This window comes from Streptomyces gilvosporeus (assembly GCF_002082195.1).
Classification (GTDB): domain Bacteria; phylum Actinomycetota; class Actinomycetes; order Streptomycetales; family Streptomycetaceae; genus Streptomyces; species Streptomyces gilvosporeus.
In genome coordinates this window covers 4,324,059-4,347,386 of sequence record NZ_CP020569.1, presented here as the reverse complement: position 1 = coordinate 4,347,386, position 23,328 = coordinate 4,324,059, and the positions used below count along the sequence as shown (strand labels likewise).

General features: G+C 70.5%; 20 protein-coding genes and 1 pseudogene. 17 read left to right on the top strand and 4 right to left on the bottom strand.

What is annotated here, in order from left to right:
* The first annotated feature begins 80 nt into the window (after positions 1 to 80).
* Complete coding sequence (locus B1H19_RS19255; RefSeq protein ID WP_083105894.1) at positions 81 to 896, top strand: alpha/beta fold hydrolase; 816 nt, start codon at positions 81 to 83, stop codon at positions 894 to 896.
* A 78-nt stretch (positions 897 to 974) separates the two neighbouring features.
* Here B1H19_RS19255 and B1H19_RS19250 read toward each other — a convergent pair whose 3' ends face one another.
* Positions 975 to 1,763, bottom strand: a complete 789-nt coding sequence (locus tag B1H19_RS19250) for a C40 family peptidase (RefSeq protein WP_083105893.1) — start codon at positions 1,761 to 1,763, stop codon at positions 975 to 977.
* 784 nt (positions 1,764 to 2,547) lie between these two features.
* Between B1H19_RS19250 and B1H19_RS19245 the strand changes: the two genes are divergently transcribed.
* The 14 genes from B1H19_RS19245 to nuoN are packed head-to-tail and all read left to right on the top strand — an operon-like array spanning position 2,548 to position 18,770.
* Positions 2,548 to 2,907, top strand: a complete 360-nt coding sequence (locus B1H19_RS19245) for an NADH-quinone oxidoreductase subunit A (protein ID WP_030067024.1) — start codon at positions 2,548 to 2,550, stop codon at positions 2,905 to 2,907.
* Between the two features lie 9 nt (positions 2,908 to 2,916).
* Positions 2,917 to 3,489, top strand: coding sequence for a NuoB/complex I 20 kDa subunit family protein (locus tag B1H19_RS19240; protein WP_083105891.1), 573 nt, complete (start codon positions 2,917 to 2,919; stop codon positions 3,487 to 3,489).
* Positions 3,486 to 4,247 (top strand): NADH-quinone oxidoreductase subunit C, encoded by a 762-nt coding sequence (locus B1H19_RS19235; protein WP_083105890.1) that lies wholly within the window; start codon positions 3,486 to 3,488, stop codon positions 4,245 to 4,247. The genes B1H19_RS19240 and B1H19_RS19235 overlap by 4 nt, the downstream gene beginning before the upstream one ends.
* Positions 4,247 to 5,623, top strand: coding sequence for an NADH-quinone oxidoreductase subunit D (locus B1H19_RS19230; protein ID WP_083105889.1), 1,377 nt, complete (start codon positions 4,247 to 4,249; stop codon positions 5,621 to 5,623). The genes B1H19_RS19235 and B1H19_RS19230 overlap by 1 nt, the downstream gene beginning before the upstream one ends.
* Complete coding sequence (gene nuoE / locus B1H19_RS19225; RefSeq protein WP_083105888.1) at positions 5,620 to 6,546, top strand: NADH-quinone oxidoreductase subunit NuoE; 927 nt, start codon at positions 5,620 to 5,622, stop codon at positions 6,544 to 6,546. Before B1H19_RS19230 ends, nuoE begins: the two co-directional genes overlap by 4 nt.
* Complete coding sequence (gene nuoF / locus B1H19_RS19220) at positions 6,546 to 7,919, top strand: NADH-quinone oxidoreductase subunit NuoF (RefSeq protein ID WP_083105887.1); 1,374 nt, start codon at positions 6,546 to 6,548, stop codon at positions 7,917 to 7,919. The genes nuoE and nuoF overlap by 1 nt, the downstream gene beginning before the upstream one ends.
* Positions 7,916 to 10,417: an NADH-quinone oxidoreductase subunit G gene (locus B1H19_RS19215; protein WP_083105886.1), complete on the top strand. Its 2,502-nt coding sequence runs from the start codon at positions 7,916 to 7,918 to the stop codon at positions 10,415 to 10,417. The genes nuoF and B1H19_RS19215 overlap by 4 nt, the downstream gene beginning before the upstream one ends.
* Complete coding sequence (gene nuoH / locus B1H19_RS19210) at positions 10,417 to 11,817, top strand: NADH-quinone oxidoreductase subunit NuoH (protein ID WP_083105885.1); 1,401 nt, start codon at positions 10,417 to 10,419, stop codon at positions 11,815 to 11,817. The genes B1H19_RS19215 and nuoH overlap by 1 nt, the downstream gene beginning before the upstream one ends.
* On the top strand, positions 11,810 to 12,406 hold the full coding sequence (gene nuoI / locus B1H19_RS19205) for an NADH-quinone oxidoreductase subunit NuoI (RefSeq protein ID WP_107426055.1): 597 nt from the start codon (positions 11,810 to 11,812) through the stop codon (positions 12,404 to 12,406). The genes nuoH and nuoI overlap by 8 nt, the downstream gene beginning before the upstream one ends.
* Complete coding sequence (locus tag B1H19_RS19200; RefSeq protein ID WP_083105883.1) at positions 12,403 to 13,266, top strand: NADH-quinone oxidoreductase subunit J; 864 nt, start codon at positions 12,403 to 12,405, stop codon at positions 13,264 to 13,266. Before nuoI ends, B1H19_RS19200 begins: the two co-directional genes overlap by 4 nt.
* Positions 13,263 to 13,562 carry an NADH-quinone oxidoreductase subunit NuoK gene (gene nuoK, locus B1H19_RS19195; protein ID WP_083105882.1) on the top strand — a complete coding sequence of 100 codons (300 nt, stop codon included), beginning with the start codon at positions 13,263 to 13,265 and terminating at the stop codon, positions 13,560 to 13,562. Before B1H19_RS19200 ends, nuoK begins: the two co-directional genes overlap by 4 nt.
* 13 nt (positions 13,563 to 13,575) lie before the next feature.
* A complete protein-coding gene (gene nuoL / locus B1H19_RS19190; protein WP_083105881.1) occupies positions 13,576 to 15,459 on the top strand; it encodes an NADH-quinone oxidoreductase subunit L in 1,884 nt (627 codons plus the stop codon).
* Positions 15,460 to 15,462: 3 nt separating this feature from the next.
* Positions 15,463 to 17,121, top strand: a complete 1,659-nt coding sequence (locus B1H19_RS19185; RefSeq protein WP_083105880.1) for an NADH-quinone oxidoreductase subunit M — start codon at positions 15,463 to 15,465, stop codon at positions 17,119 to 17,121.
* The gene (nuoN, locus tag B1H19_RS19180) at positions 17,118 to 18,770 is read left to right on the top strand and encodes an NADH-quinone oxidoreductase subunit NuoN (RefSeq protein WP_083105879.1); all 1,653 of its coding nucleotides are present in this window, start codon (positions 17,118 to 17,120) and stop codon (positions 18,768 to 18,770) included. Before B1H19_RS19185 ends, nuoN begins: the two co-directional genes overlap by 4 nt.
* A 117-nt stretch (positions 18,771 to 18,887) precedes the next feature.
* On the opposite strand, the gene B1H19_RS19175 is transcribed toward nuoN, so the two are convergent.
* The 3 genes from B1H19_RS19175 to fahA form a co-directional block, all read right to left on the bottom strand.
* Complete coding sequence (locus tag B1H19_RS19175; RefSeq protein WP_083105878.1) at positions 18,888 to 19,376, bottom strand: hypothetical protein; 489 nt, start codon at positions 19,374 to 19,376, stop codon at positions 18,888 to 18,890.
* Positions 19,377 to 19,576: 200 nt separating this feature from the next.
* Positions 19,577 to 20,254 (bottom strand): GOLPH3/VPS74 family protein, encoded by a 678-nt coding sequence (locus B1H19_RS19170; RefSeq protein WP_083105877.1) that lies wholly within the window; start codon positions 20,252 to 20,254, stop codon positions 19,577 to 19,579.
* Positions 20,251 to 21,498 carry a fumarylacetoacetase gene (gene fahA / locus B1H19_RS19165; RefSeq protein ID WP_083105876.1) on the bottom strand — a complete coding sequence of 416 codons (1,248 nt, stop codon included), beginning with the start codon at positions 21,496 to 21,498 and terminating at the stop codon, positions 20,251 to 20,253. Before fahA ends, B1H19_RS19170 begins: the two co-directional genes overlap by 4 nt.
* A 395-nt stretch (positions 21,499 to 21,893) precedes the next feature.
* Here fahA and B1H19_RS19160 point away from each other — a divergent pair, with 395 nt between their 5' ends.
* Both B1H19_RS19160 and B1H19_RS19155 read left to right on the top strand, forming a co-directional pair.
* Positions 21,894 to 22,208 carry a hypothetical protein gene (locus B1H19_RS19160; protein WP_083105875.1) on the top strand — a complete coding sequence of 105 codons (315 nt, stop codon included), beginning with the start codon at positions 21,894 to 21,896 and terminating at the stop codon, positions 22,206 to 22,208.
* Between the two features lie 44 nt (positions 22,209 to 22,252).
* Positions 22,253 to 23,076 (top strand): annotated as a pseudogene (locus B1H19_RS19155) (SidA/IucD/PvdA family monooxygenase); the annotation flags it as partial.
* Positions 23,077 to 23,328 lie beyond the last annotated feature (252 nt).

The following is a 23,328-nucleotide window of genomic DNA, read 5'->3' as shown; positions in this document are numbered from 1 at the left end:
AGCGGGAGGTCCCCTCCCGGCAGTCTTGGGCACGCCGCGGGAAACCCCGCGGCGGTTGCCGGGAAACGGGAGGGAACACCATGTACGTCGAGAGCCACGACGGAACCCGCCTCGCCTACGAGGACTACGGTCAGGGCGAGACGCTGGTGTTTGTTTCGAGCGCGATGCTCAACACCGAGATGTGGGAGTACCAGCTCCCCTTCTTCGCCGAGCGCGGCTTCCGTTGCGTGGCCTTCGACCGGCGCGGGCACGGCCGGTCCGACCGGCCCTCCACCGGCTACGACATCGACTCGACGGCCGACGACCTGGCCGCGGTGCTGACGCAGCTCGATCTGCGGGACGTCACCCTCGTCGGGCATTCGCTCGGCGGCGCCGAGATCGCGCGCTATCTGGCGCGGCACGGCGCGGGGCGGGTGGCGCGGGTGGTGTTCATCGCGGCGATGCTGCCGTTCCTGAAGCGTACGGACGACAATCCGCAGGGCCTGCCCCAGGAGGCGATCGAGGCGTCGATGGCGCGGCTGCGGGCGGACCGGCCGAAGTGGCTGGCCGGCCAGAAGGAGGCGTTCTTCGCCACCCACCTGGGCAACGACGTCTCGCCCGCCCTGGTGGAGCACACCATGGCGCAGTGCCTGTCGGCTTCGCCGTGGGCCACCCTCCAGGCGCAGCAGGCGGCGGTGCACACCGACAGCCGGGCGGCGCTGCGCGAGATCGACGTCCCGGCGCTGGTCGTCCACGGTGCCGCCGACTTCTCGGCGCCGGTGGAGGTCACCGGGCGGCGCACCGCCGAACTGATCCCGGGCGCGACGTACAAGGAGTACCCGACCGCCGGGCACGGCATCTACGCCAGCCACCACGCCCAGCTGAACGCCGACGTGCTGGAGTTCATCAAGCGGTGACCGGGCGCCGGACCGGTACGACGAAGGGCCGCCCCGGGGGAGGGGCGGCCCTTCGCGGCTACCGGGGGTGCGGCGGTCCTAGAGGACGCGCACCGCGCCGGTGGGCATGTCGTAGCTGAGCGGGCGCTCGACGATGCCGGTGCTCGGGTTCTGGGCGCCGATGAACTTGCCGTCGCCGACGTAGACGGCGACGTGGTAGGCGCTGCCCGCGCTGCCCCAGTAGAGGAGGTCGCCGACCTGGAGGTTGCTGAGGCCGACCTGGGTGCCCTGGGTGGACTGGTCCTGCGAGACGCGCGGCAGGTCGATCCCGATCTGCTTGAACGCGGCCTGGGTCAGGCCGGAGCAGTCGTACGACGAGGAGCCGGTGGCGCCGAGGACGTACGCCTTGCCGAGCTGGGCCTTGAGGAAGGAGACCAGGGTGGCGGCGTTGCCGGTGCCGGCGGAGAGCGAGGTGCGGACGGCGGAGCGCGAGGCGCGGGCCTGGGCGGCCTCCTTGGCGCGGCGGGCCTCCGCGGCCTTCTTCTTGGCCGCGGCCTCGGCCTTGGCCTTCTTCACGGCCTCGGCCTTGTGCTTCTCCGCGACCTTGGCGGCCTCGGCGAGCGCGTTGTCCTGGAGGGCCTGGCGCTCGTAGTCGAACGCGACCTGCTGGGCCGCGTCCGCGCTCTTGGTGGCGCTGGTGGCCAGCGCTGTCGTGATGGTGGGCATCTCCTGGGTTTCGGAGACGGGCCTTTCCATGGCGTTGGCCGGCACGCTGGCGCCGGTCACCGCGAGGGTGAGGAAGCCACCGGTCACGCCCGCACGCAGTGCCCGCGAGGACGCGGAACGGCGGGGCTTCCGGTGGCTGGGTATGAGTGCGTTCGGGGACATGACACCACGGCTATCAGGAGCCGCAGGTTGCTGCCAAGAAAGGTGGCGTGCACCACACTTGACGTGTACGCGACGAACAAAAGGGATCTTTTGGTCGCACGACTAGGCGGAAGCGTGATGTCCGGATTCCGCGATCATGTTCCTACGCATGGCATTTGCAGCCTGATGGGGCGTCGGGAGGGGCTTACCACCTCTGCACCCGCCACGCCAAGGCTTCCCGGCCGTCAAGGACTTATCGCGTGAAACCGCGTGGGATAGGTCACTCTTGAGTGTCCGTTATGTTCCCGTGATCTGACGGGCGAGGTCCGCTTCGCGCGACCGTCGGACGGCACCCGGTCCGTCGCCCGGTCGACCGTCCGGGGGTCCGCTCGTGAACGCGAGCACGCACCGACGATCACGGTCGCATCACGGCCGGGTCACCCAACGGGCTCGGCGGCATATACCAGTTGGCCGGTTCTCGCGCCAATTTGCTTGAAACGGCCCTGGCTTGATAAAGAGGCCGCGTCGCTGACCAGCGGTAACCCCGGCGAATGTCACCTCAAGTGATCACTCGCGCGCTTCGCGTATGAAGATCACCGACGATTCGGCTTCATGATCCTTCGTCAGGTGGTGAAGATCACAAAGTCGTTGTCGCACCCCGTGTCGCAGATCACAGACCGGCGGGCATAAGATGCAGGCGTTCGGGCTTGTGAACTGCCTCACATATGCACGATCTCTCCGGGGCAGCCCAGTGGGCCCGAGCGGACCGCCATCCAGTCATCGTCGACTGAAGGGAGCGAGGACGGTGAACGCTTATGCGCCCCTCCTCGTACTGGGAGCCCTCGGGGCAGGCTTTGCGATCTTCTCGGTCGTGATGGCCACGCTCGTCGGACCCAGGCGCTACAACCGGGCGAAGCTTGAGGCGTACGAATGCGGAATCGAGCCGACCCCGCAGCCGTCCGGCGGCGGTCGCTTTCCGATCAAGTACTACCTGACGGCGATGCTCTTCATCGTCTTCGATATCGAGATCGTCTTCCTCTACCCCTGGGCCGTCACCTTCGACGCCCTCGGGATCTTCGGGCTCGTCGAGATGCTCCTCTTCGCGCTCACCGTCTTCGTCGCCTACGCCTATGTCTGGCGCCGTGGCGGCCTGGAATGGGACTAGGGGTCACCCATGGGACTTGAAGAGAAGCTGCCGAGCGGCTTTTTGCTGACCACTGTCGAGCAGGCCGCGGGATGGGTGCGCAAATCCTCGGTCTTCCCGGCGACCTTCGGGCTGGCCTGCTGCGCCATCGAAATGATGACCACCGGCGCCGGGCGCTACGACCTGGCCCGCTTCGGCATGGAGGTCTTCCGCGGCTCCCCGCGGCAGGCGGATCTGATGATCGTGGCCGGCCGGGTCAGTCAGAAGATGGCGCCCGTGCTGCGGCAGGTCTACGACCAGATGCCGAACCCGAAATGGGTGATCTCCATGGGGGTGTGCGCCTCCTCGGGCGGCATGTTCAACAATTACGCGATCGTGCAGGGCGTCGACCACATCGTTCCCGTCGACATCTATCTGCCGGGCTGCCCGCCGCGTCCCGAAATGCTGATGGACGCCATTCTCAAACTCCACCGCAAGATCCAGGACACCAAGCTCGGCGTCAACCAGGAGCAGGCCGCCCGAGAGGCGGAGGAGGCGGCCCTCAAGGCGCTTCCCCTGATCGAGATGCCCCTCTCGGCCGGACAGAAGGGGCTGCCGCGGTGAGTGACCCGAAGAACCCCGAGCGCGACCAGGCGAACCACAACGGCGGCGTCCCGGTCCAGCGTGACGACACTGGCGAGGTGATCGGCACCCGCCGCGGCATGTTCGGCGCCAACAACGGCGGCGACACCTCCGGTTACGGCGGCCTGGTGCGCACCGTACGGCTGCCCGGGGCGAGCAGCCGGCCCTACGGGGGACCGCGCGGCGCCGCGGAAGGCTACGGCGAGTTCGACGAGATCGCCGACGAACTGGCGGGCGCCCTCGACGAGCAGGGCCTGGTGCCCGAGAACGTCATCGCCAAAACCGTCGTGGACCGCGCGGAGCTGACCTTCCACATCGAGCGGGAGTATCTGCCGGCGGTCGCCAAGATCCTGCGCGACGACCCGGCGCTGCGCTTCGAGCTGTGTACGGGTGTGAGCGGGGTGCACTACCCCGAGGACACGGGCCGCGAGCTGCACGCCGTCTACCACCTGCGCTCGATCACCCACAACCGGCTCATCCGGCTGGAGGTCTCCGCGCCCGACGCCGACCCGCACGTGCCCTCGCTCGTGAGCGTCTATCCGACCAATGACTGGCACGAGCGCGAGACCTACGACTTCTTCGGTCTCGTCTTCGACGGCCATCCCGCGCTGACGCGGATCATGATGCCCGACGACTGGCAGGGCTTCCCGCAGCGCAAGGACTACCCGCTCGGCGGCATCCCCGTCGAGTACAAGGGCGCCCAGATCCCGGCTCCGGACCAGCGGAGGTCGTACAGCTGATGACCACCCCACCCGCCCACCCGTCTCCCGACCACCGCCCCTCATCGAGGCCCGCCGGGCCGCCCCCGTCTGTCGCGCGCGACACCACCGAGGGCGCGGTCTACACCGTCACCGGCGGCGACTGGGACGAGGTCGCCGCGCGGGCGATGAAGTCCGACGACGAGCGGATCATCGTCAACATGGGGCCGCAGCACCCCTCCACCCACGGCGTGCTCCGGCTGATCCTGGAGATCGACGGCGAGACCGTCACCGAGGCCCGCTGCGGTATCGGCTATCTGCACACCGGTATCGAGAAGAACCTCGAATACCGGACCTGGACGCAGGGCACCACCTTCGTCACGCGGATGGATTACCTCACCCCGTTCTTCAACGAGACCGCCTACTGCCTGGCCGTCGAGAAGCTGCTCGGCATCACCGACCGGATCCCCGAGCGGGCCTCGGTCATCCGCGTCATGCTGATGGAGCTCAACCGGCTCTCCTCCCACCTCGTCGCCATCGCCACCGGCGGGATGGAACTGGGCGCCACCACGATCATGATCTACGGCTTCCGCGACCGGGAACTGATCCTCGACCTCTACGAGCTGATCACCGGCCTGCGCATGAACCACGCCTACATCCGGCCCGGCGGCCTGGCCCAGGACCTGCCCCCGGGCGCCGTCGACCAGGTGCGCGCCTTCGTCAAGAAGATGCGCAGGAACCTCCCCGAGTACGACAAGCTCGCCACCGGCAACCCGGTCTTCAAGGGCCGCATGGAGAACATCGGCTATCTCGACCTGGCCGGCTGTCTGGCCACCGGCGCCACCGGCCCCATCGTGCGCTCCGCCGGACTCCCCCACGACCTGCGCAAGACGCAGCCGTACTGCGGATACGAGAGCTACGACTTCGAGGTGCCCACCGCCGACACCTGCGACGCCTACGGCCGGTTCCTGATCCGGCTGGAGGAGATGCGCCAGTCGCTGCGGATCGTCGAACAGTGCCTGGACCGGCTCGCACCGGGCCCGATCATGGTCGAGGACAAGAAGATCGCCTGGCCCGCGCAGCTGGCCCTGGGCCCCGACGGCCTCGGCAACTCCCTCGACCACATCAAGAAGATCATGGGCACCTCGATGGAGGCCCTGATCCACCACTTCAAGCTGGTGACGGAGGGCTTCCGCGTTCCGCCCGGCCAGGCGTACTGCGCCGTGGAATCCCCCAAGGGCGAACTGGGCGTCCATGCGGTCAGCGACGGCGGCACCCGCCCCTACCGCGTGCACTTCCGCGATCCGTCCTTCACCAACCTCCAGGCCATGGCGGCGATGTGCGAAGGCGGCCAGGTCGCCGACGTCATCGTCGCCGTCGCGTCCATCGACCCCGTGATGGGAGGCGTCGACCGGTGAACGACGTCCAGCTGGGCATGCCCCAACTCCCCGCTCCCGACTACCCCGCCGAGGTACGGGCCCGGCTGGAGGCGGACGCCGAGGAGGTGATCGCCCGCTACCCCGGCCCGCGGTCCGCGCTGCTGCCGCTGCTGCACCTCGTCCAGGCCGAGGAGGGACACATCACCCGCACCGGCATCCGCTTCTGCGCCGAGCGGCTCGACCTGACCACGGCCGAGGTCACCGCCGTCTCGACCTTCTACTCCATGTACCGCCGCAACGACGGCGGCGACTACCAGGTCGGGGTCTGCACCAACACCTTGTGCGCGGTGATGGGCGGCGACGCCATCTTCGACGAGCTCAAGCGGCACCTCGGCGTCGAGAACGGCGAGACCACCGAGGACGGCGCCGTCACCCTCGAACACATCGAGTGCAACGCCGCCTGCGACTTCGCCCCCGTCGTGATGGTCAACTGGGAGTTCTTCGACAACCAGACGCCCGAGACCGCCAAGCGTCTGGTCGACGATCTGCGGGCCGGGCGCACCGTCGAACCCACCCGCGGCGCCCCCTTGTGCACCTTCAAGGAGACGTCCCGGATCCTGGCGGGCTTCCCCGATGCGCGCCCGGGCGCCGTCGCGGCCACCGGCGGCGCGGGCGAAGCCTCGCTCGTCGGGCTGCGCCTGGCCAGGGGCGAGGGCGCCCCGGGCCGCGGCACCGACCACGTCATCGCCCCGCGCACCCCGGCCACGGGCCCCACCGATGAGCCGCCCGGTGGCCACCCCGACGAACCGCCGCCCTCGGGCCACCCCAGCTCGCATGACGCGCCGCAGCAGACCGCGGCCTCCGAACCCGCCCACCCGTCGCCCACCACCGCCCCGGACGGAGGGGCTTCGCCCCGCAGTGACACTGCCGCCGGACCGCACGCCGATGAGGAGGGGGAGTGATGACCGTGGCCGCCGAGTACGGGGGCACCCGGCCCGAGGCCGGGAGCGACCCCGAAAAGCTCCTCGTGCCCGTCCTGTCCGCCTTCTGGGACGAGCCGGAATCCTGGACGCTGGAGACCTACCGCCGCCATGACGGCTACGCGGGCCTGCGCAAGGCGCTGGCCATGCCGCCCGACGACGTCATCGCCTACGTCAAGGACTCCGGCCTGCGCGGCCGCGGCGGTGCAGGCTTCCCCACCGGCATGAAATGGCAGTTCATCCCGCAGGGCGACGGCAAACCGCACTATCTCGTTGTCAACGCCGACGAATCGGAGCCCGGGACCTGCAAGGACATCCCGCTCCTCTTCGCGAACCCGCATGCCCTCATCGAGGGGATCGTGATCGCCTGTCATGCGATCCGGTCGAACCACGCCTTCATCTATCTGCGCGGCGAGGTCGTTCCCGTACTGCGCCGACTGCACGAGGCCGTACGGGAGGCGTATACGGCGGGCTTCCTCGGAAAGGACATCCTCGGATCGGGACTCGACCTGGATGTGATCGTGCACGCGGGCGCCGGCGCGTACATCTGCGGTGAGGAAACCGCGCTGCTGGATTCCCTGGAGGGCCGTCGCGGACAGCCCCGGCTGCGTCCTCCCTTCCCGGCGGTGGCGGGCCTCTACGCCTGCCCCACTGTGGTGAACAACGTCGAATCCATCGCGTCGGTTCCCGCGATCCTGAACAAAGGGAAAGAGTGGTTCAGGTCGATGGGCAGCGAGAAGTCCCCGGGCTTCACGCTCTACTCGCTCAGCGGCCATGTCGCCAACCCGGGCCAGTACGAAGCCCCGTTGGGCATCACCCTGCGCCAGCTGCTCGACATGAGCGGCGGCATGCGCCCCGGCCACCGGCTGAAGTTCTGGACGCCGGGCGGCTCGTCCACGCCGATGTTCACCGACGAACACCTCGACGTGCCCCTCGACTACGAGGGCGTCGGCGAGGCCGGCTCGATGCTCGGCACCAAGGCGCTCCAGTGCTTCGACGAGACCACCTGCGTGGTGCGCGCCGTCACCCGCTGGACCGAGTTCTACGCCCACGAGTCCTGCGGCAAGTGCACGCCCTGCCGCGAAGGCACCTACTGGCTGGTGCAGTTGCTGCGCGACATCGAGGCCGGCAGGGGCCGGATGGCGGACCTCGACAAGATCGACGACATCGCCGACAACATCAACGGCAAGTCCTTCTGCGCCCTCGGCGACGGCGCCGCCTCCCCGATCTTCTCCTCGCTGAAGTACTTCCGCGAGGAGTACGAGCAGCACATCAGCGGCAAGGGCTGCCCCTTCGACCCCGCCAAGTCGACCCTGTGGGCCGACAACGACGCTCACCTGGGGGTGAATGCATGACCGTCACAACCACGGGGGCGAACAGCGGCTCCACGGCCCTCCCGCCCGAGGACCTCGTCACCCTGACGATCGACGGCATCGAGATCTCCGTCCCCAAGGGGACGCTGGTCATCCGCGCCGCCGAACTCCTCGGCATCGAGATCCCGCGTTTTTGCGACCATCCGCTGCTGGACCCGGCCGGCGCCTGCCGCCAGTGCATCGTCGAGGTCGAGGGCCAGCGAAAGCCGATGGCCTCGTGCACCATCACCTGCACCGACGGCATGGTCGTCAAAACACAGCTGACCTCCCCGGTGGCCGAGAAGGCGCAGCGCGGGGTGATGGAGCTGCTGCTGATCAACCACCCGCTGGACTGCCCGGTCTGCGACAAGGGCGGCGAGTGTCCGCTGCAGAACCAGGCGATGCAGGTCGGCGACCCGGAGTCGCGCTTCGACGGCAGGAAGCGCACCTTCGCCAAACCGGTGCCGATCTCCACCCAGGTGCTGCTGGACCGCGAGCGGTGCGTGCTGTGCGCGCGCTGCACCCGCTTCAGCAACCAGATCGCCGGCGACCCGATGATCGAGCTGGTCGAGCGCGGCGCCCTCCAGCAGGTCGGCACCGGCGAGGGCGACCCGTTCGAGTCGTACTTCTCCGGCAACACCATCCAGATCTGCCCGGTCGGCGCGCTCACCTCGGCCGCGTACCGCTTCCGCTCCCGCCCCTTCGACCTGGTCTCCTCGCCGTCGGTGTGCGAGCACTGCGCGGGCGGCTGCGCGACGCGTACGGACCACCGGCGCGGCAAGGTCCTGCGGCGGCTGGCCGCCAACGACCCCGAGGTCAACGAGGAGTGGATCTGCGACAAGGGGAGGTTCGCCTTCCGCTACGCGCAGCAGAGGGACCGGCTGGAGCACCCGCTGGTGCGCAACCGGGAGACCGGCGCACTGGAACCGGCGAGCTGGCCGGACGCCCTGGAGGCCGCGGCCCGGGGGCTGTCCGCCGCCAAGGGCCGCACCGGCGTCCTGACCGGCGGCCGGCTGACCGTCGAGGACGCCTACGCCTACGCCAAGTTCGCCCGGGTCGCGCTGGACACCAACGACATCGACTTCCGGGCGCGGGTCCACAGCGCCGAGGAGGCCGACTTCCTGGCGGCCCGGGTCGCCGGGCGGGGCCGGGACCTCGGGGGCGGGGGCCTCACGTACACCGCCCTGGAGGAGGCACCGGCCGTCCTCCTGGCCGGTATCGAGGCCGAAGAGGAGGCCCCCGGCGTCTTCCTGCGACTGCGCAAGGCGCACCGCAGGAGCGGCCAACACACCTACGGGCTGGCCCCGTACGCCTCGCGCGGCCTGATCAAGGCGGGCGGCGCGCTGCTCCCGGCGGCGCCCGGCACCGAGACCGAATGGCTCGACGCGCTGGCCGGCGGCGTCGGCCTGGAGGGCGAAGGGCGCGCGGCCGCCGAGGCGCTGCGCCAGGACGGCGCGGTGATCGTCGTCGGCGAGCGGCTGGCCGCGGTGCCGGGCGCCCTGACCGCCGCCGTCCGCGCGGCCACCGCCACCGGCGCCCGCCTGGTGTGGATCCCGCGGCGGGCCGGTGAGCGCGGCGCCCTGGAAGCGGGCGCGCTGCCGGGGCTGCTGCCCGGCGGCCGTCCGGCCACCGATCCCCGGGCCCGCGACGAGGTCGCCGCCGCCTGGGGCCTGGCCGAACTCCCGCACCGCCACGGCCGCGACACCGGCCAGATCATCGAGGCCGCGGCCACCGGAGAGCTGAGCGCGCTCCTGGTGGCGGGCGTCGAGGTCGCCGACCTGCCCGACCCGGCCCGCGCGTTGACAGCCCTGGACGAGGTCGGCTTCCTGGTCAGCCTGGAACTGCGGCCCTCACAGGTCACCGAACGGGCCGATGTGGTCCTCCCGGTGGCGGCCGTGGTCGAGAAGGCCGGCACGTTCCTCAACTGGGAGGGCCGGGCCCGGCCGTTCGAGGCCGCGCTCAAACCCGACCAGATGACCCGGCGCCATCTGCTGCCGGACGCGCGGGTGCTGCATATGCTCGCGGACGCCCTGGACGCCCATCTGGGCCTGCCGGACGTCCACGCCGTACGCCGCGAGATGGCACGGCTCGGCGGCTGGGACGGCCCGTGGGCCGGGGAGCCCGTGGAGAGCGGAAGCCCGCTGCCCCGCCCCGACACCGGCGAGGCCGTACTGGCCGGGCACCGCCTCCTCCTGGACCAGGGCCTGCTCCAGGAAGGCGACGAGGCGCTGGCCGGCACCCGGCACGCCGCACTCGCCCGGATGTCGCCGGCCACCGCCGAGGAGACCGGCGTCAAGGACGGCGACCTGCTGGCCGTGACGGGACCGGCGGGCTCGGTGCGGCTGCCGCTGCGGGTGACGCCGATGCCCGACCGGGTGGTGTGGCTGCCGCTGAATTCCGTCGGCGGTGGCGTCGCCGCCGACACCGGGGCGCGCCCCGGTGAGCTGGTGAAGGTCTCCGCCGTACCCGGCACGACGGAGCCCGCCGAGGAGGAGGTCTGATGCAGCGGCTCGACCAACTGACCGCCGCAGGAACCGTGTTGGCGCAGGAAGACCTGTCGATGTTCGGCCGCGATCCCTGGTGGCTGGTCGTCGTCAAAGCGGTCTTCTGCTTCGCGTTCCTCATGCTGACCGTGCTGTTCTCCATCGTCTGGGAACGCAAGGTCGTCGCCTGGATGCAGCTGCGCATCGGCCCCAACCGGCACGGCCCCTGGGGCATGCTCCAGTCCCTGGCCGACGGCATCAAGCTGATGCTCAAGGAGGACGTGGTCGTGCGGCGCGCCGACAAGGCCGTCTACGTCCTCGCGCCGATCGTCGCGGCCATCCCGGCCTTCATGGCGATCGCGGTGATCCCCTTCGGCCCGGCCGACAACGAGGTCTCCATCTTCGGTGTCCGCACCCCGATGCAGCTCACCGACCTGCCCATCGGCATCCTCTACGTCCTGGCCACCGCCTCCGTCGGCATCTACGGCATCGTGCTGGCCGGCTGGTCCTCCGGCTCGACCTATCCGCTGCTCGGCGGGCTGCGCTCCTGCGCCCAGATGATCTCGTACGAGATCGCGATGGGCGCCGCCTTCGCCTCGGTCTTCCTCTACTCCGGGTCGATGTCGACGTCGACGATCGTGGAGTCGCAGCAGAGCAGGTGGTACGTCCTGCTGCTGCCGGTGTCGTTCCTCATCTACATCGCGACGATGGTGGGCGAGACCAACCGCGCTCCGTTCGACATGCCCGAGTCCGAGGGCGACCTCGTCGGCGGCTTCAACACCGAGTACTCGTCCATCAAGTTCGCGATGTTCATGCTCGCCGAGTACGTGAACATGGTGACGGTCTCGGCGGTGGCGACCACGCTCTTCCTGGGCGGCTGGCGGGCCCCGTACCCGATCTCCTCCTTCTGGGCGGGTGCGAACCACGGCTGGTGGCCGATGCTCTGGTTCACGATCAAGGTCCAGCTGCTGCTGTTCTTCTTCATCTGGCTGCGCGGCACGCTCCCGCGGGTGCGCTACGACCAGTTGATGAAGCTGGGCTGGAAGGTCCTCATCCCGGTCTCGCTGGTCTGGCTGCTGCTGGTCGCCACCGTCCGGGCGCTGAAGAACGAGGGCTACCAGTTCCAGCAGATCGTGCTCTACGTCGCCGGGGGCGCCATCACCCTGCTGCTGATCTCGCTGCTCGTGGACTTCTTCCGGCGCGGCGAGCCGGTTCAGGAGCCGGACGGGGACGGGGAGTTCGACCCGATGGCCGGCGGATTCCCCGTACCGCCGCTGCCCGGACAGAGCCTGCCGCCGGTGCCGCGGAGGCGGCCGCGCTGGGGCCCCGAGTCCGAGCGGGAGCTGATTGTCAGTGGCGGGCTGGACACTGTCCGTGACGGAAACGGTATCGACGGAAAGGGGGGCGACGGTGCCTGAGTTCCAGAACCCCGTGGCCGGCTTCGGCGTGACCTTCAAGGCCATGTTCAAGAAGCGGCTGACCGAGCAGTACCCGGAGGAGAAGAAGCCGACGGCCCCGCGCTTCCACGGCCGCCATCAGCTCAACCGCCATCCGGACGGCCTGGAGAAGTGCATCGGCTGCGAGCTGTGTGCCTGGGCCTGCCCCGCGGACGCCATCTACGTCGAGGGCGCCGACAACACCGACGAGGAGCGCTACTCCCCGGGCGAGCGCTACGGCCGCGTCTACCAGATCAACTATCTGCGCTGCATTCTGTGCGGTCTGTGCGTGGAGGCATGTCCGACCCGCGCGCTGACCATGACCAACGAGTACGAACTCGCCGACAAGACCCGCACCTCGCTCATCTACACCAAGGAAGAGCTGCTCGTCGGCCTGGAGGACACCATGGTCGACTCCCCGCATGCGATCTACCCGGGCATGACGGAGAAGGACTACTACAAGGGGCTGGTGACCGAGGCCGCGCCCGGGACGGTCCGTCAGGTCGCCGCCTCCAAGGGCGAACGGCCGGAAGAGGCGGCGGCGTCTCAGGACAAGGAGGTGCGGTCATGACCGCCCTCGCCGCCGCGGCCTCCACCGGCGAGGCCGTGCAGTTCTGGCTCCTGGGCATCGTCGCCGTCACCGGCGCGCTGTGCACGGTCATGCTCAGGCGCGCCGTCCACAGCGCCCTCTCCCTGGCCGGGACCATGATCGTCCTGGCGATCTTCTATCTGGCCAACGGCGCGTACTTCCTCGGCATCGTCCAGATCGTCGTCTACACCGGCGCGATCATGATGCTCTTCCTCTTCGTCGTCATGCTGGTCGGCGTCACCGCCGCGGACTCCCTCAAGGAGACGCTCAAGGGCCAGCGCTGGCTCGCCGCGGGCCTGGGCATCGGCTTCGGCATCCTGCTCATCGCCGGTATCGGCAATGCCTCGCTCCAGCAGTTCAACGGGCTGGGGGACGCCAACGCCGGCGGCAATGTGCAGGGCCTGGCCGCGCTCATCTTCACCAAGTACGTCTTCGCCTTCGAAATCACCGGCGCGCTGCTGATCACCGCGGTCGTCGGCGCCATGGTGCTCACCCACCGCGAGCGTACGGAGCGCGCCAAGAGCCAGCGCGAACAGTCCATCGCCCGCATCAAGGACGGCACGCACATCCCGCCGCTGCCCGCCCCCGGCGTCTACGCCCGGCACAACGCCGTGGACATCCCGGGCCTGCTGCCCGACGGCACTCCGTCCGAGCTGACGGTCAACCCCACGCTGCGCGGGCGCGGCCAGATCCGCGACGTCTCACGGGAGTCGCTCGCCGAGCTGAAGGCGCTGGAGCAGCGCTCCGAGAAATGGCTGGGGCGTGAGTCCGCGGACGAACCCGAGCCCCCGCCGTCCGGTGGCCCGGCGCCCAAGGAGCACCCGGAGGGGGCCAAGAAATGAACCCGGTCTACTACCTCTACCTGGCCGCCCTGTTGTTCACCATCGGCGCGGCCGGGGTGCTGATCAGGCGGAACGCCATCGTGGTGTTCATGTGCATCGAGCTGATGCTCAACGCCTGCAATCTCGCCTTCGTGACCTTCTCGCGGTTGCACGGGAATCTCGACGGCCAGATCATCGCCTTCTTCACGATGGTCGTCGCCGCGGCCGAGGTCGTGGTCGGCCTGGCGATCATCGTGTCGATCTTCCGCACCCGTCATACGGCCTCGGTCGACGACGCCAGCCTGATGAAGCTGTAAGGGGTCGCACAAAGTGGAGAACTTGATCGCGCTGCTCGTCGCGGCACCGCTGGTCGGTGCGGCCCTACTGCTGTGCGGCGGCAGTCGCCTGGACCGCGCCGGCCACTGGATCGGCTCGCTGTTCGCGGTGGCCTCGTTCGCCATCGGGGCGGCTCTCTTCGTCGACATGCTCGGCAAGAGCCCCGAGCACCGTGCCCTGCACCAGCACCTGTACAGCTGGATCCCGGTCGGCGGCTTCCGCGCCGACGTCGCCTTCCAGCTCGACCAGCTGTCGATGACCTTCGTCCTGCTGATCACCGGGGTCGGCTCGCTGATCCACATCTACTCGATCGGCTATATGGCCCATGACGACCGGCGCCGCCGCTTCTTCGGTTATCTCAACCTCTTCCTCGCGGCGATGCTGCTGCTCGTCCTCGCCGACAACTACCTTCTCCTCTACGTCGGATGGGAGGGCGTCGGCCTCGCCTCGTACCTCCTGATCGGCTTCTGGCAGCACAAGCCCAGCGCGGCCACCGCCGCCAAGAAGGCGTTCCTGGTCAACCGCGTCGGCGATATGGGCCTGTCCATCGCGATCATGCTGTTGTTCACGACCTTCGGGACCTTCGCCTTCGGCCCGGTGCTCGCCTCCACCGGCGCGGCCTCCCAGGGCAAACTGACCGCCATCGGGCTGATGCTGCTGCTGGCCGCCTGCGGCAAGTCGGCACAGGTGCCGCTCCAGTCCTGGCTCGGCGACGCGATGGAGGGCCCGACCCCGGTCTCGGCCCTGATCCACGCCGCCACCATGGTCACCGCCGGGGTCTACCTGATCACCCGCTCCGGGGCGATCTTCAACGCCGCACCCGACGCCCAGGCGGCCGTCGTCGCCGTCGGCGCGGTCACGCTGCTCTTCGGTGCGATCGTCGGTTGCGCCAAGGACGACATCAAAAAGGCGCTGGCCGGCTCGACGATGTCCCAGATCGGCTACATGATCATGGCCGCCGGTCTCGGCCCGATCGGCTACGCCTTCGCGATCATGCATCTGGTCACCCACGGCTTCTTCAAGGCCGGCCTCTTCCTCGGCGCCGGCTCCGTGATGCACGGCATGAACGACGAGGTGGACATGCGCCGTTACGGCGGTCTGCGCCGGTATATGCCGGTCACCTTCGTCACCTTCGGCCTCGGCTATCTGGCGATCATCGGCTTCCCCGGACTGTCCGGCTTCTTCTCCAAGGACAAGATCATCGAGGCGGCGTTCGCCAAGGGCGGCACCGAAGGCTGGATCCTGGGCGGCGCGGCCCTCCTGGGCGCCGCGATCACCGCGTTCTACATGACCCGGGTGATGCTGATGACCTTCTTCGGCGAAAAACGCTGGGACCCGGAAGAAGTCCATCCGCACGAGTCGCCCAAGGTCATGACGATCCCGATGATCGTGCTGGCCCTCGGATCGGTCTTCGCGGGCGCCCTGTTCAGCCTCAACGAAAACTTCGTCAGGTGGCTGGAGCCGGTCACCTCCTTCTCCGAAGGCCACTCCCCGGTCAGCGCCACCACCGTCACCGCCGCCACCATGGTCGTCCTGATCATCGGCGTCGGCATCGCCTGGGCCATGTACGGCCGCAGGCCCGTACCGGCCACCGCCCCGCGCGGCTCGCTGCTCACCCGCGCCGCCCGCCGAGACCTCCTCCAGGACGACTTCAACCACGTCGTCCTGGTCCGCGGCGGCGAACATGTCACCCGCACGCTCGTCTATCTCGACCACTCCGTGGTGGACGGTGCGGTCAACGGCACGGCGGCCACGATGGGCGGACTCTCCGGCCGGCTGCGCCGGTTGCAGAGCGGCTTCGTCCGCTCGTACGCGGTCCAGATGCTGGGCGGGGCCGCCGTTCTCGTCGCCGCGACCCTGCTGATGAGGGGTGTCTGAGCCATGTCCTTTCCCCTGCTGACGGCCACCGCGGCGCTCCCGGCGATCGGCGCGATCGCCACCGCCGCGGTGCCCGCCGCCAAGCGCAGCGCGGCCAAATGGCTGGCGCTGGCGTTCTCCCTGGCCACCTTCGCGCTGGCCCTGGTGATCGCCTTCCGCTTCGTACCGGGCGCCAAGGGCCCCTACCAGCTCACCGAATCACACGCCTGGATCCGCGACTTCGGGGTCCGCTACGAACTCGGCGTGGACGGCATCGCCGTCGCCCTGATCGCGCTGACCGCCCTGCTGATCCCGTTCGTCATCCTGGCGGGCTGGCACGACGCCGACCCCCTGGAAGAGGCCCGCCCCAACCGCCGCTGGCGGCCCACCCAGGGCTTCTTCGCCCTGATCCTGGCCGTCGAGGCGATGGTCGTCCTCTCCTTCGAAGCCACCGACGTCTTCGTCTTCTACATCTTCTTCGAAGCCATGCTCATCCCGATGTACTTCCTCATCGGCGGCTTCGGGGACCGCGCCCACGCGGGCGGCGAGGACCAGGCCGCCACCCAGCGGTCGTACGCCGCGGTGAAGTTCCTGCTCTACAACCTCGCCGGTGGCCTGATCATGCTGGCCGCGGTCATCGGCCTCTACGCCGTCACCGCCGACCAGCTCGGCACCGGCACCTTCTCGCTCCAGCAGATCGTCGAGGCCCGGGCCGCCGGCAAGCTCGACATCGGCACCGGCACCGAACGGCTGCTGTTCCTCGGCTTCTTCTTCGCCTTCGCGGTCAAGGCCCCGCTGTGGCCGCTGCACACCTGGCTGCCCAACGCCATGGGCGAGGCGACCGCCCCGGTGGCGGTGCTGATCACCGCGGTCGTCGACAAGGTCGGCACCTTCGCGATGCTCCGCTTCTGCCTCCAGCTCTTCCCCGCAGCCAGCCGCTGGGCGACCCCGGTCATCCTCGTCCTCGCCCTGATCAGCATCGTCTACGGCGCCCTGCTCGCCGTCGGCCAACGCGACATCAAGCGCCTGATCGCCTACGCCTCGATCTCCCACTTCGGCTTCATCATCCTGGGCATCTTCGCCATGACGAGCCAGGGCCAGGGCGGCGCGACGCTCTACATGGTCAACCACGGCATCTCGACCGCCGCGCTGATGCTGGCCGCCGGCTTCCTGATCAGCCGCCGCGGTTCGCGCCTGATCGCGGACTACGGAGGCGTCCAGAAGGTCGCCCCGGTGCTCGCGGGGACCTTCCTCGTCGGCGGTCTCGCCACCCTCTCGCTGCCCGGAATGGCGCCGTTCGTCAGCGAATTCCTCGTCCTGGTCGGCACCTTCAGCCGCTACCCGGTCATCGGCATCATCGCCACCCTCGGCATCGTCCTGGCCGCGCTCTACGTCCTGGTCCTCTACCAGCGGACGATGACCGGCCCGGTCAAGGACGAGGTGCGCAGCATGCCCGACCTGCGGATCCGGGAGCTGGTCGTGGTCGCGCCGCTGATCGCGCTGCTGCTCTTCCTCGGGGTGTATCCCAAACCGCTCACCGACATCGTCAATCCGGCGGTGCAGCACACCCTGTCCGTCGTGGACAAGAAGGACCCCAAGCCCGCTGTGCAGGTGAACGCCGTGCCCGGTGGAGGCCGGCACGGCCACGCCGCGCCTGATCAAGACGTGGAGGCCGCGAAGTGAGTTCCGTGGCAAGTGTCCACAGCCTGTGGACGGTGGCGGCCGAGGTGCCGGGCCGGATCCCGGCACCGCATATCGAATACGCCCAGCTCTCGCCGACCCTGATCGTCCTCGGTGCGGCGGTGCTCGGCGTCCTGGTCGAGACGCTGCTGCCCCGCAGGAGCCGCTACTACGCCCAGCTGGCGCTGTCCGTGGTGGCGCTGGCCGCCGCGTTCGCCGCGGTGATCGGCCTGGCGGCCGCCGGCTTCGGCTCGTCCAAGGCACATATCGCCGCCATGGGCGCCATCGCCGTCGACGGCCCCGCCCTCTTCCTCCAGGGCACGATCCTGCTGGTCTCCCTGGTCGCCGTCTTCACCTTCGCCGAGCGCCGGCTCGACCCCGCGGCGCACAACAAGCCCGTGGACTCGTTCGCCGCCCAGGCCGCCGCCGTCCCCGGCGGCGCCGCCGAACAGGCCGCGGTCAAGGCCGGGTTCACCACCACCGAGGTCTTCCCGATCGTCCTCTTCGCGATCGGCGGCATGCTGGTCTTCCCGGCGGCCAACGACCTGCTGACCCTCTTCATCGCCCTGGAGGTCTTCTCCCTCCCGCTCTACATCCTGTGCGCCCTGGCCCGCCGCCAACGCCTCCTCTCCCAGGAAGCCGCGGTCAAGTACTTCCTCCTCGGCGCCTTCTCCTCCGCGTTCCTCCTGTTCGGCATCGCCCTGCTCTACGGCTACGCGGGCACGGTCACCTACGCCGGAATCGCCGAGGTCGTCTCGGACGGCGCCAAGCAGATCGACCCCGCGCTGGCCGGCACGATGGGCAACGACGCGCTGCTGCTGATCGGTTCGGCGCTCGTGCTGATGGGCCTGCTGTTCAAGGTCGGCGCGGTCCCGTTCCACATGTGGACCCCGGACGTCTACCAGGGTGCCCCGACCCCGGTCACCGGCTTCATGGCGGCCGCCACCAAGGTCGCCGCCTTCGGCGCGCTGCTGCGGCTGCTGTACGTCGTGCTGCCGGGCATGCGCTGGGACTGGCGGCCGGTGATGTGGGGCGTGGCGATCGTCACGATGCTGGGCGGCGCGATCGTCGCCATCACCCAGACCGACATCAAGCGTCTGCTGGCCTACTCCTCCATCGCCCACGCCGGCTTCATCCTCGCCGGTGTCATCGCCACCAGCGAGGACGGCATCTCGTCCGTCCTGTTCTACCTGGGCGCGTACTCCTTCGTGACGCTCGGCGCCTTCGCCGTCGTCACCCTGGTACGGGACGCGGGCGGCGAGGCCACCCACCTGTCCAAGTGGGCCGGGCTCGGCCGCCGTTCGCCCCTGGTGGCGGCGGTCTTCGCCGTCTTCCTGCTCGCCTTCGCCGGTATCCCGCTGACGTCCGGTTTCGCCGGGAAGTTCGCGGTCTTCAAGGCGGCGGCCCAGAGCGGCGCGGGCTGGCTGGTGGTGGTCGGTGTGATCTCGTCCGCCATCGCCGCGTTCTTCTACATCCGCGTCATCGTGCTGATGTTCTTCAGCGAACCGAAGCCGGACGGCCCCACCGTCGCGGTCCCCAGCCCGCTGACGACCACCGCCATCGCTGTCGGCGTCGCGGTCACCCTGGTGCTTGGCCTGGCACCGCAGTATTTCCTCGATCTGGCGGGCCAGGCCGGAGTGTTCGTCCGCTGACGGCGCGCCGCCGCACGGCCGAGACCGCGGTGCGGCCCGGTATTTCGGCGTCATACGGCCGCCGCCCGGAGTCCCAAGAGGGCTCCGGGCGGCGGCCGTTGCGCGTGCTGCTCACGGTCAGCTGCTGGGCATGCTCGGCAGGTTCGGCATGTCCGGGATCTTCACGCTGCCGTCGGTGGACTTGGTGTACTGCTCGGTCGGCCCGTTCTTCCAGTGGACCGTCAGCGTCTTGCCGTCCGCGCCGGGCTTGAGGGTGCCCATGGTGCGGCTGTTGTCGCCCTTGGTGCACTTCAGGGCGGCCATCGTCATCCCGGCCATCTCCTGGACCTTGCCCATACAGGCCGTCTTGTGCCCGTCGGCCAGCGCCACGGTGCCATGGGCGACGACGAGCACCAGCGGACTCTGCGCCGACCCGGCCTTCCAGGCCCCGTCGAGCGCCTTGCCGCCCGTGGCCTGCCCGCCCGGAGTCGACGCCCCGCTCTCCGGCGCCTTGCTCGGCGCACTGTCGCTGCCCTTGTCTGCGCCCTTGTCGCCGCTGCTTCCGCAACCGCTGAGCAGCATCGCGGCAACCGCGGCCGCCCCGACGATCTGCGCTGCCTTGCGCACGTACGTCTCCTCCGTTGGTGGGACAGGGAGGGGCGAGGGTAGCAGGAGGGGGCGGGCGGGGCGGGGGGATGTGACGCGGGGGAGGCGGGTTCCCTTCCGGGGGCCTCCCCCCCCGCCCCCCTCCCACCCCCACTCCCCACACCATGGCTCTCCGGCCCGCGTCCTGCCCCGCCCCGTCCCGTGCCCCCGACGTGCTGCCCCTAACTCGCCGCCGAGCTCTTGTCCATCTGGACGGCTTGGTACGCGGCGTGGGCGGACCACTCCTGCTTCGCGAGGCGTTTGAGGTCGCGACGCTGGGCGGAGAAGGGGCCGCCGGGCACGAGCTTGGCGTCCAGGTCGACGGCCGCGGCGTGGGCGGCCAGGAGGCGGGTGCGCGGGTCGGGGAGGTGAGCATCGAGCGCGGCCAGAAAGCGGGCGCGCGCCGGGCCTATCAGGTCGACCGGGCCGGCCGGGAACCGGTCGTACGGGAAGAGGCCCAGGGCACGGTGGGGCTCGCGGCGGACCGCACCACGCTCCTCGAGGCGGCGCAGGCACAGCTCGTGGACCGGCCGGGCGGCGCTGCGCACCCAGCGATGGGCCTTGACGCTGCTGCCCCGCTGCTTGCCCGGGGCGGGCAGCGCGGCGAGCGCACCGTCCAGGACCGGGTCGCCGAGCGGCAGCGGATTGGCCACCGCGACCCGGTCGCCGCGCTCCACGGTGATCCGCCCGGCCGCCTCCAGCTCCGCCAGCGCCGCGCCCGCCACGCCGTACCGCAGATACGCGGCGTTGCTTATCGGGCGCCCGCGGACGGGGTCCAGCGCGAGCAGCAGCAGTTCCTCGGGGAGCGTGAGGGCGGGTCCGCCGGACCCGTGCGCACCCGTCTCGTCGGCACCCGTCATGGGGCCTCCTGAGGCGGCGCGGCCGAAACCGTGCCCAGATCGGGCGCGGGCAGGACGCGTCCGGTGACCTCGCCCAGGCCGATCCGGGCGCCGTCGGGGCCGGGGGCCCAGGCCGTGAGGGTGATCTCGTCGCCGTCCTGGAGGTAGGGGCCCTTGCCCTGGGTGATTTCGAGCAGACATCCGAGCTGGTCGGGCTCGGGCCCGGAGACCGTGCCGGAGGCGAACAGATCGCCGGTGCGCAGCGAAGCGCCGTTGACCGTCATATGGGCCAGCTGCTGGGCGGGCGTCCAGTACATCGCGGAGAACGGCGGACTGGAGAGGCGCTCGCCATTGAGGGCCACCTCGATGCGGAGGTCGATCCCGCCCGGCTCCCCGTCCGCGTCGTCCAGGTACGGCAGCAGCGGGAAGTCCCGGGCGGGCGGGGGCGTACGGGCCTGGTCGAAGGCGTCGAGCGGGGTGATCCACGCGGAGACGGAGGTGGCGAACGACTTGCCCAGGAAGGGGCCGAGCGGTTGGTACTCCCATGCCTGGATGTCGCGTGCGGACCAGTCGTTGACCAGGCAGACGCCGAAGACATGGTCGCGGAAGGCGTCCAGACCCACCGGCTCATGGAGGGCGGAGGGGGTGCCGACCACGAAGCCGACCTCCGCCTCGATGTCGAGGCGGGCGGACGGGCCGAAGGACGGGGCGGCGTCCGCCGGGGTCTTGCGCTGGCCGTTGGGACGCACCACAGGGGTGCCGGTGACGACGACGGTGCCGGCGCGGCCGTGGTAACCGATCGGCAGATGCTTCCAGTTGGGCGGCAGTGCCGCGCCGTTGGGGCGGAAGATCCGGCCGACGTTGGTGGCGTGGTGCTCGCTGGAGTAGAAGTCGACGTAGTCGGCGACCTCGAAGGGGAGGTGCAGGGTCACCGCGTCCAGGGTGTGGAAGAGCGGTGCCACGGCGGTGCGGTGCTCGGGGGCGGTGACGGCGGCGCGGACGGCCGCGCGGACCTCCTGCCAGACGGCGCGCCCGGCGCCGAGCAGGGGGTTGAGGGACGGTGCGGCGAGCAGTTCCGCGTGCGCGGGCCGTACGACCGAAGGCAGTGCGTCCGGCAGCGCGCTCAGGTCGAGGACGTGGTGGCCGTAGCGGACGCCGAGTCTGCGCCGGCCGGGTGCCTCGGCCGTGGTGAAGACGCCGTAGGGGAGGGTGTGCGGGCCGAAGGGTTCGCCTTCCGCCAGGTCGAACGGGCTCTGCGCGGGCATGGACAGCTCCTCGTTTCGTCGTCGCCGGTGGGCGGGCCGGCCGGTCCCGCATCGGATGATGGCCGGGCCGGCCGGTTCGAAGATCAGGGTACGGCCGGGCGCAATGCGGCGGGGGAGCCTGTGGACAACTCCGGTCCGGCCGCCGAACCCCGAGACCTGCGCAGGCGTGCGCCCCGTCCGCCCTCGGCCCGTACGCGCCCCCGTTCACCTCTCCCGCCACCCCCAATGTCCGGAAATCCCTTGCCGTACTGGGCATTTCGGTCCTAGCGTCCGTTGCCGGTACGAGCCGGGGATTCCTCGGACGCGGCTGTTGGAGTTGGGGGGCAGATAGCTCGCAGTGGCGTACGGCTCGCGGTCGACCGCAGTGTGCCGGGGCTGATCGTCAAGATCGGGAAGTGCCCCCTGCGCCACGGAGGCGTCGGCGCGGGCGACCCGTCCCGGAGGGCGCCGAGCGCCCCGGGCGCCGCTTCGTCGTCGAGACCATCGATCTGCCCGCGCGGCCGGCCTACCGGGACGGCGGCCCCGGACGCCGGGTGGCCGGCACCGAGGCGGAGTGGTTCGCGGGCGACGATCCGCTGCCGTTCTTCATGATGCTCGCGCGCTCCACCGGGCCCGGAGCCCGCCACCTGGTGCGCCTGCACCGCGACACCCGCCGCGCCACCGGGACCGGAGCGGCGGCACACCACCCACTGGAGAGGCGGCCGAGGTGACGGATACGAGGACTCCGGTGGCGGTCATCGGGGCCGGCCCGTACGGCCTGTCGGCCGCGGCGCGGGCGGTGGTGGTCGCCATCGGGCTGAGCAACCTCGCGCATCTGCCACCGGAGCTGGCGGCCGCCGTCCCGGAAGGGCCGTTCGCCACGGGACCCGTCTCGCACAGCTCCCAGCACCACGACCTGTCGGCGCCGGCCGGGCGGGACGTGGTCGTGGTCGGCGCGGGCCAGTCGGCCCTGGAGAGTGCGGTGCTCCTGGTGGAGCGCGGCGCGGCATCCGTACGGGTGGTGGCGCGCGGCGCGCGGCGGTCGGCTTCGGCGCGCCGCCGGACCGCCGGCCCCGGTGGCGGCCGCGGGCACCGTTCGGCAATGCCTGGTCCCTGTACGCGTTCACGCACCACGCCGGGGCGTTCCGTCATCTCCCGGTGCCCACGCGGCGGTTCCTGATGCGCCGGGTGCTGGGCCCACTGGGGGCGTGGTGGCTGCGGGACCGCTTTCAGGGGCGCGTGTCGGTCACCGAGGGGCGGCGGATCGTGCGGGCCCGGGTCCGCGACGGCCGCCCGGTGCTGGCGCTGCGCGGCGCGGACGGGCACGGCGGCGAGGTCATCGCGGACCATGTACTGGCCGCCACCGGCTATCGGGTGCGGCGGGCGGCGCTGGATTTCCTCGGTACGGGCCTGCGCACCGACCTCGCCATGCGCGCGGGCGGGCCCCTGCTGGACGCCGGATTCGGCTCGCCCGTACCGGGGCTGTACTTCACCGGGCTGCCGGCCGCCGCCTCGTTCGGGCCGCTGATGCGGTTCGTCTGCGGTACGGAGTTCGCCTCTTCGCGGCTGGCGCGGGCGGTGGCGCGTTCGTACGGGTGAGAGGCGTCGGCGCCGCTACGGGTGAGGTCGGGCGCCCATGACGAGTGCGGGGCCTCCGCCGAAGGGCCTCCGCACGGCAAGCCGCCCCGTGCGTCATCCCGATGGCGGCGGCCGACGAGCCCGGTCGCGGGCCACGAGGATGGCCGAAGAACCCATGGTCCTCGCCGGAATTCGGCTCCACGGTCACGGCCGGCGTCCGGGGGACATTCGGGTACGCACCCGCCTCTGCCGCCCCTCCCCTCCCGCCGCAAA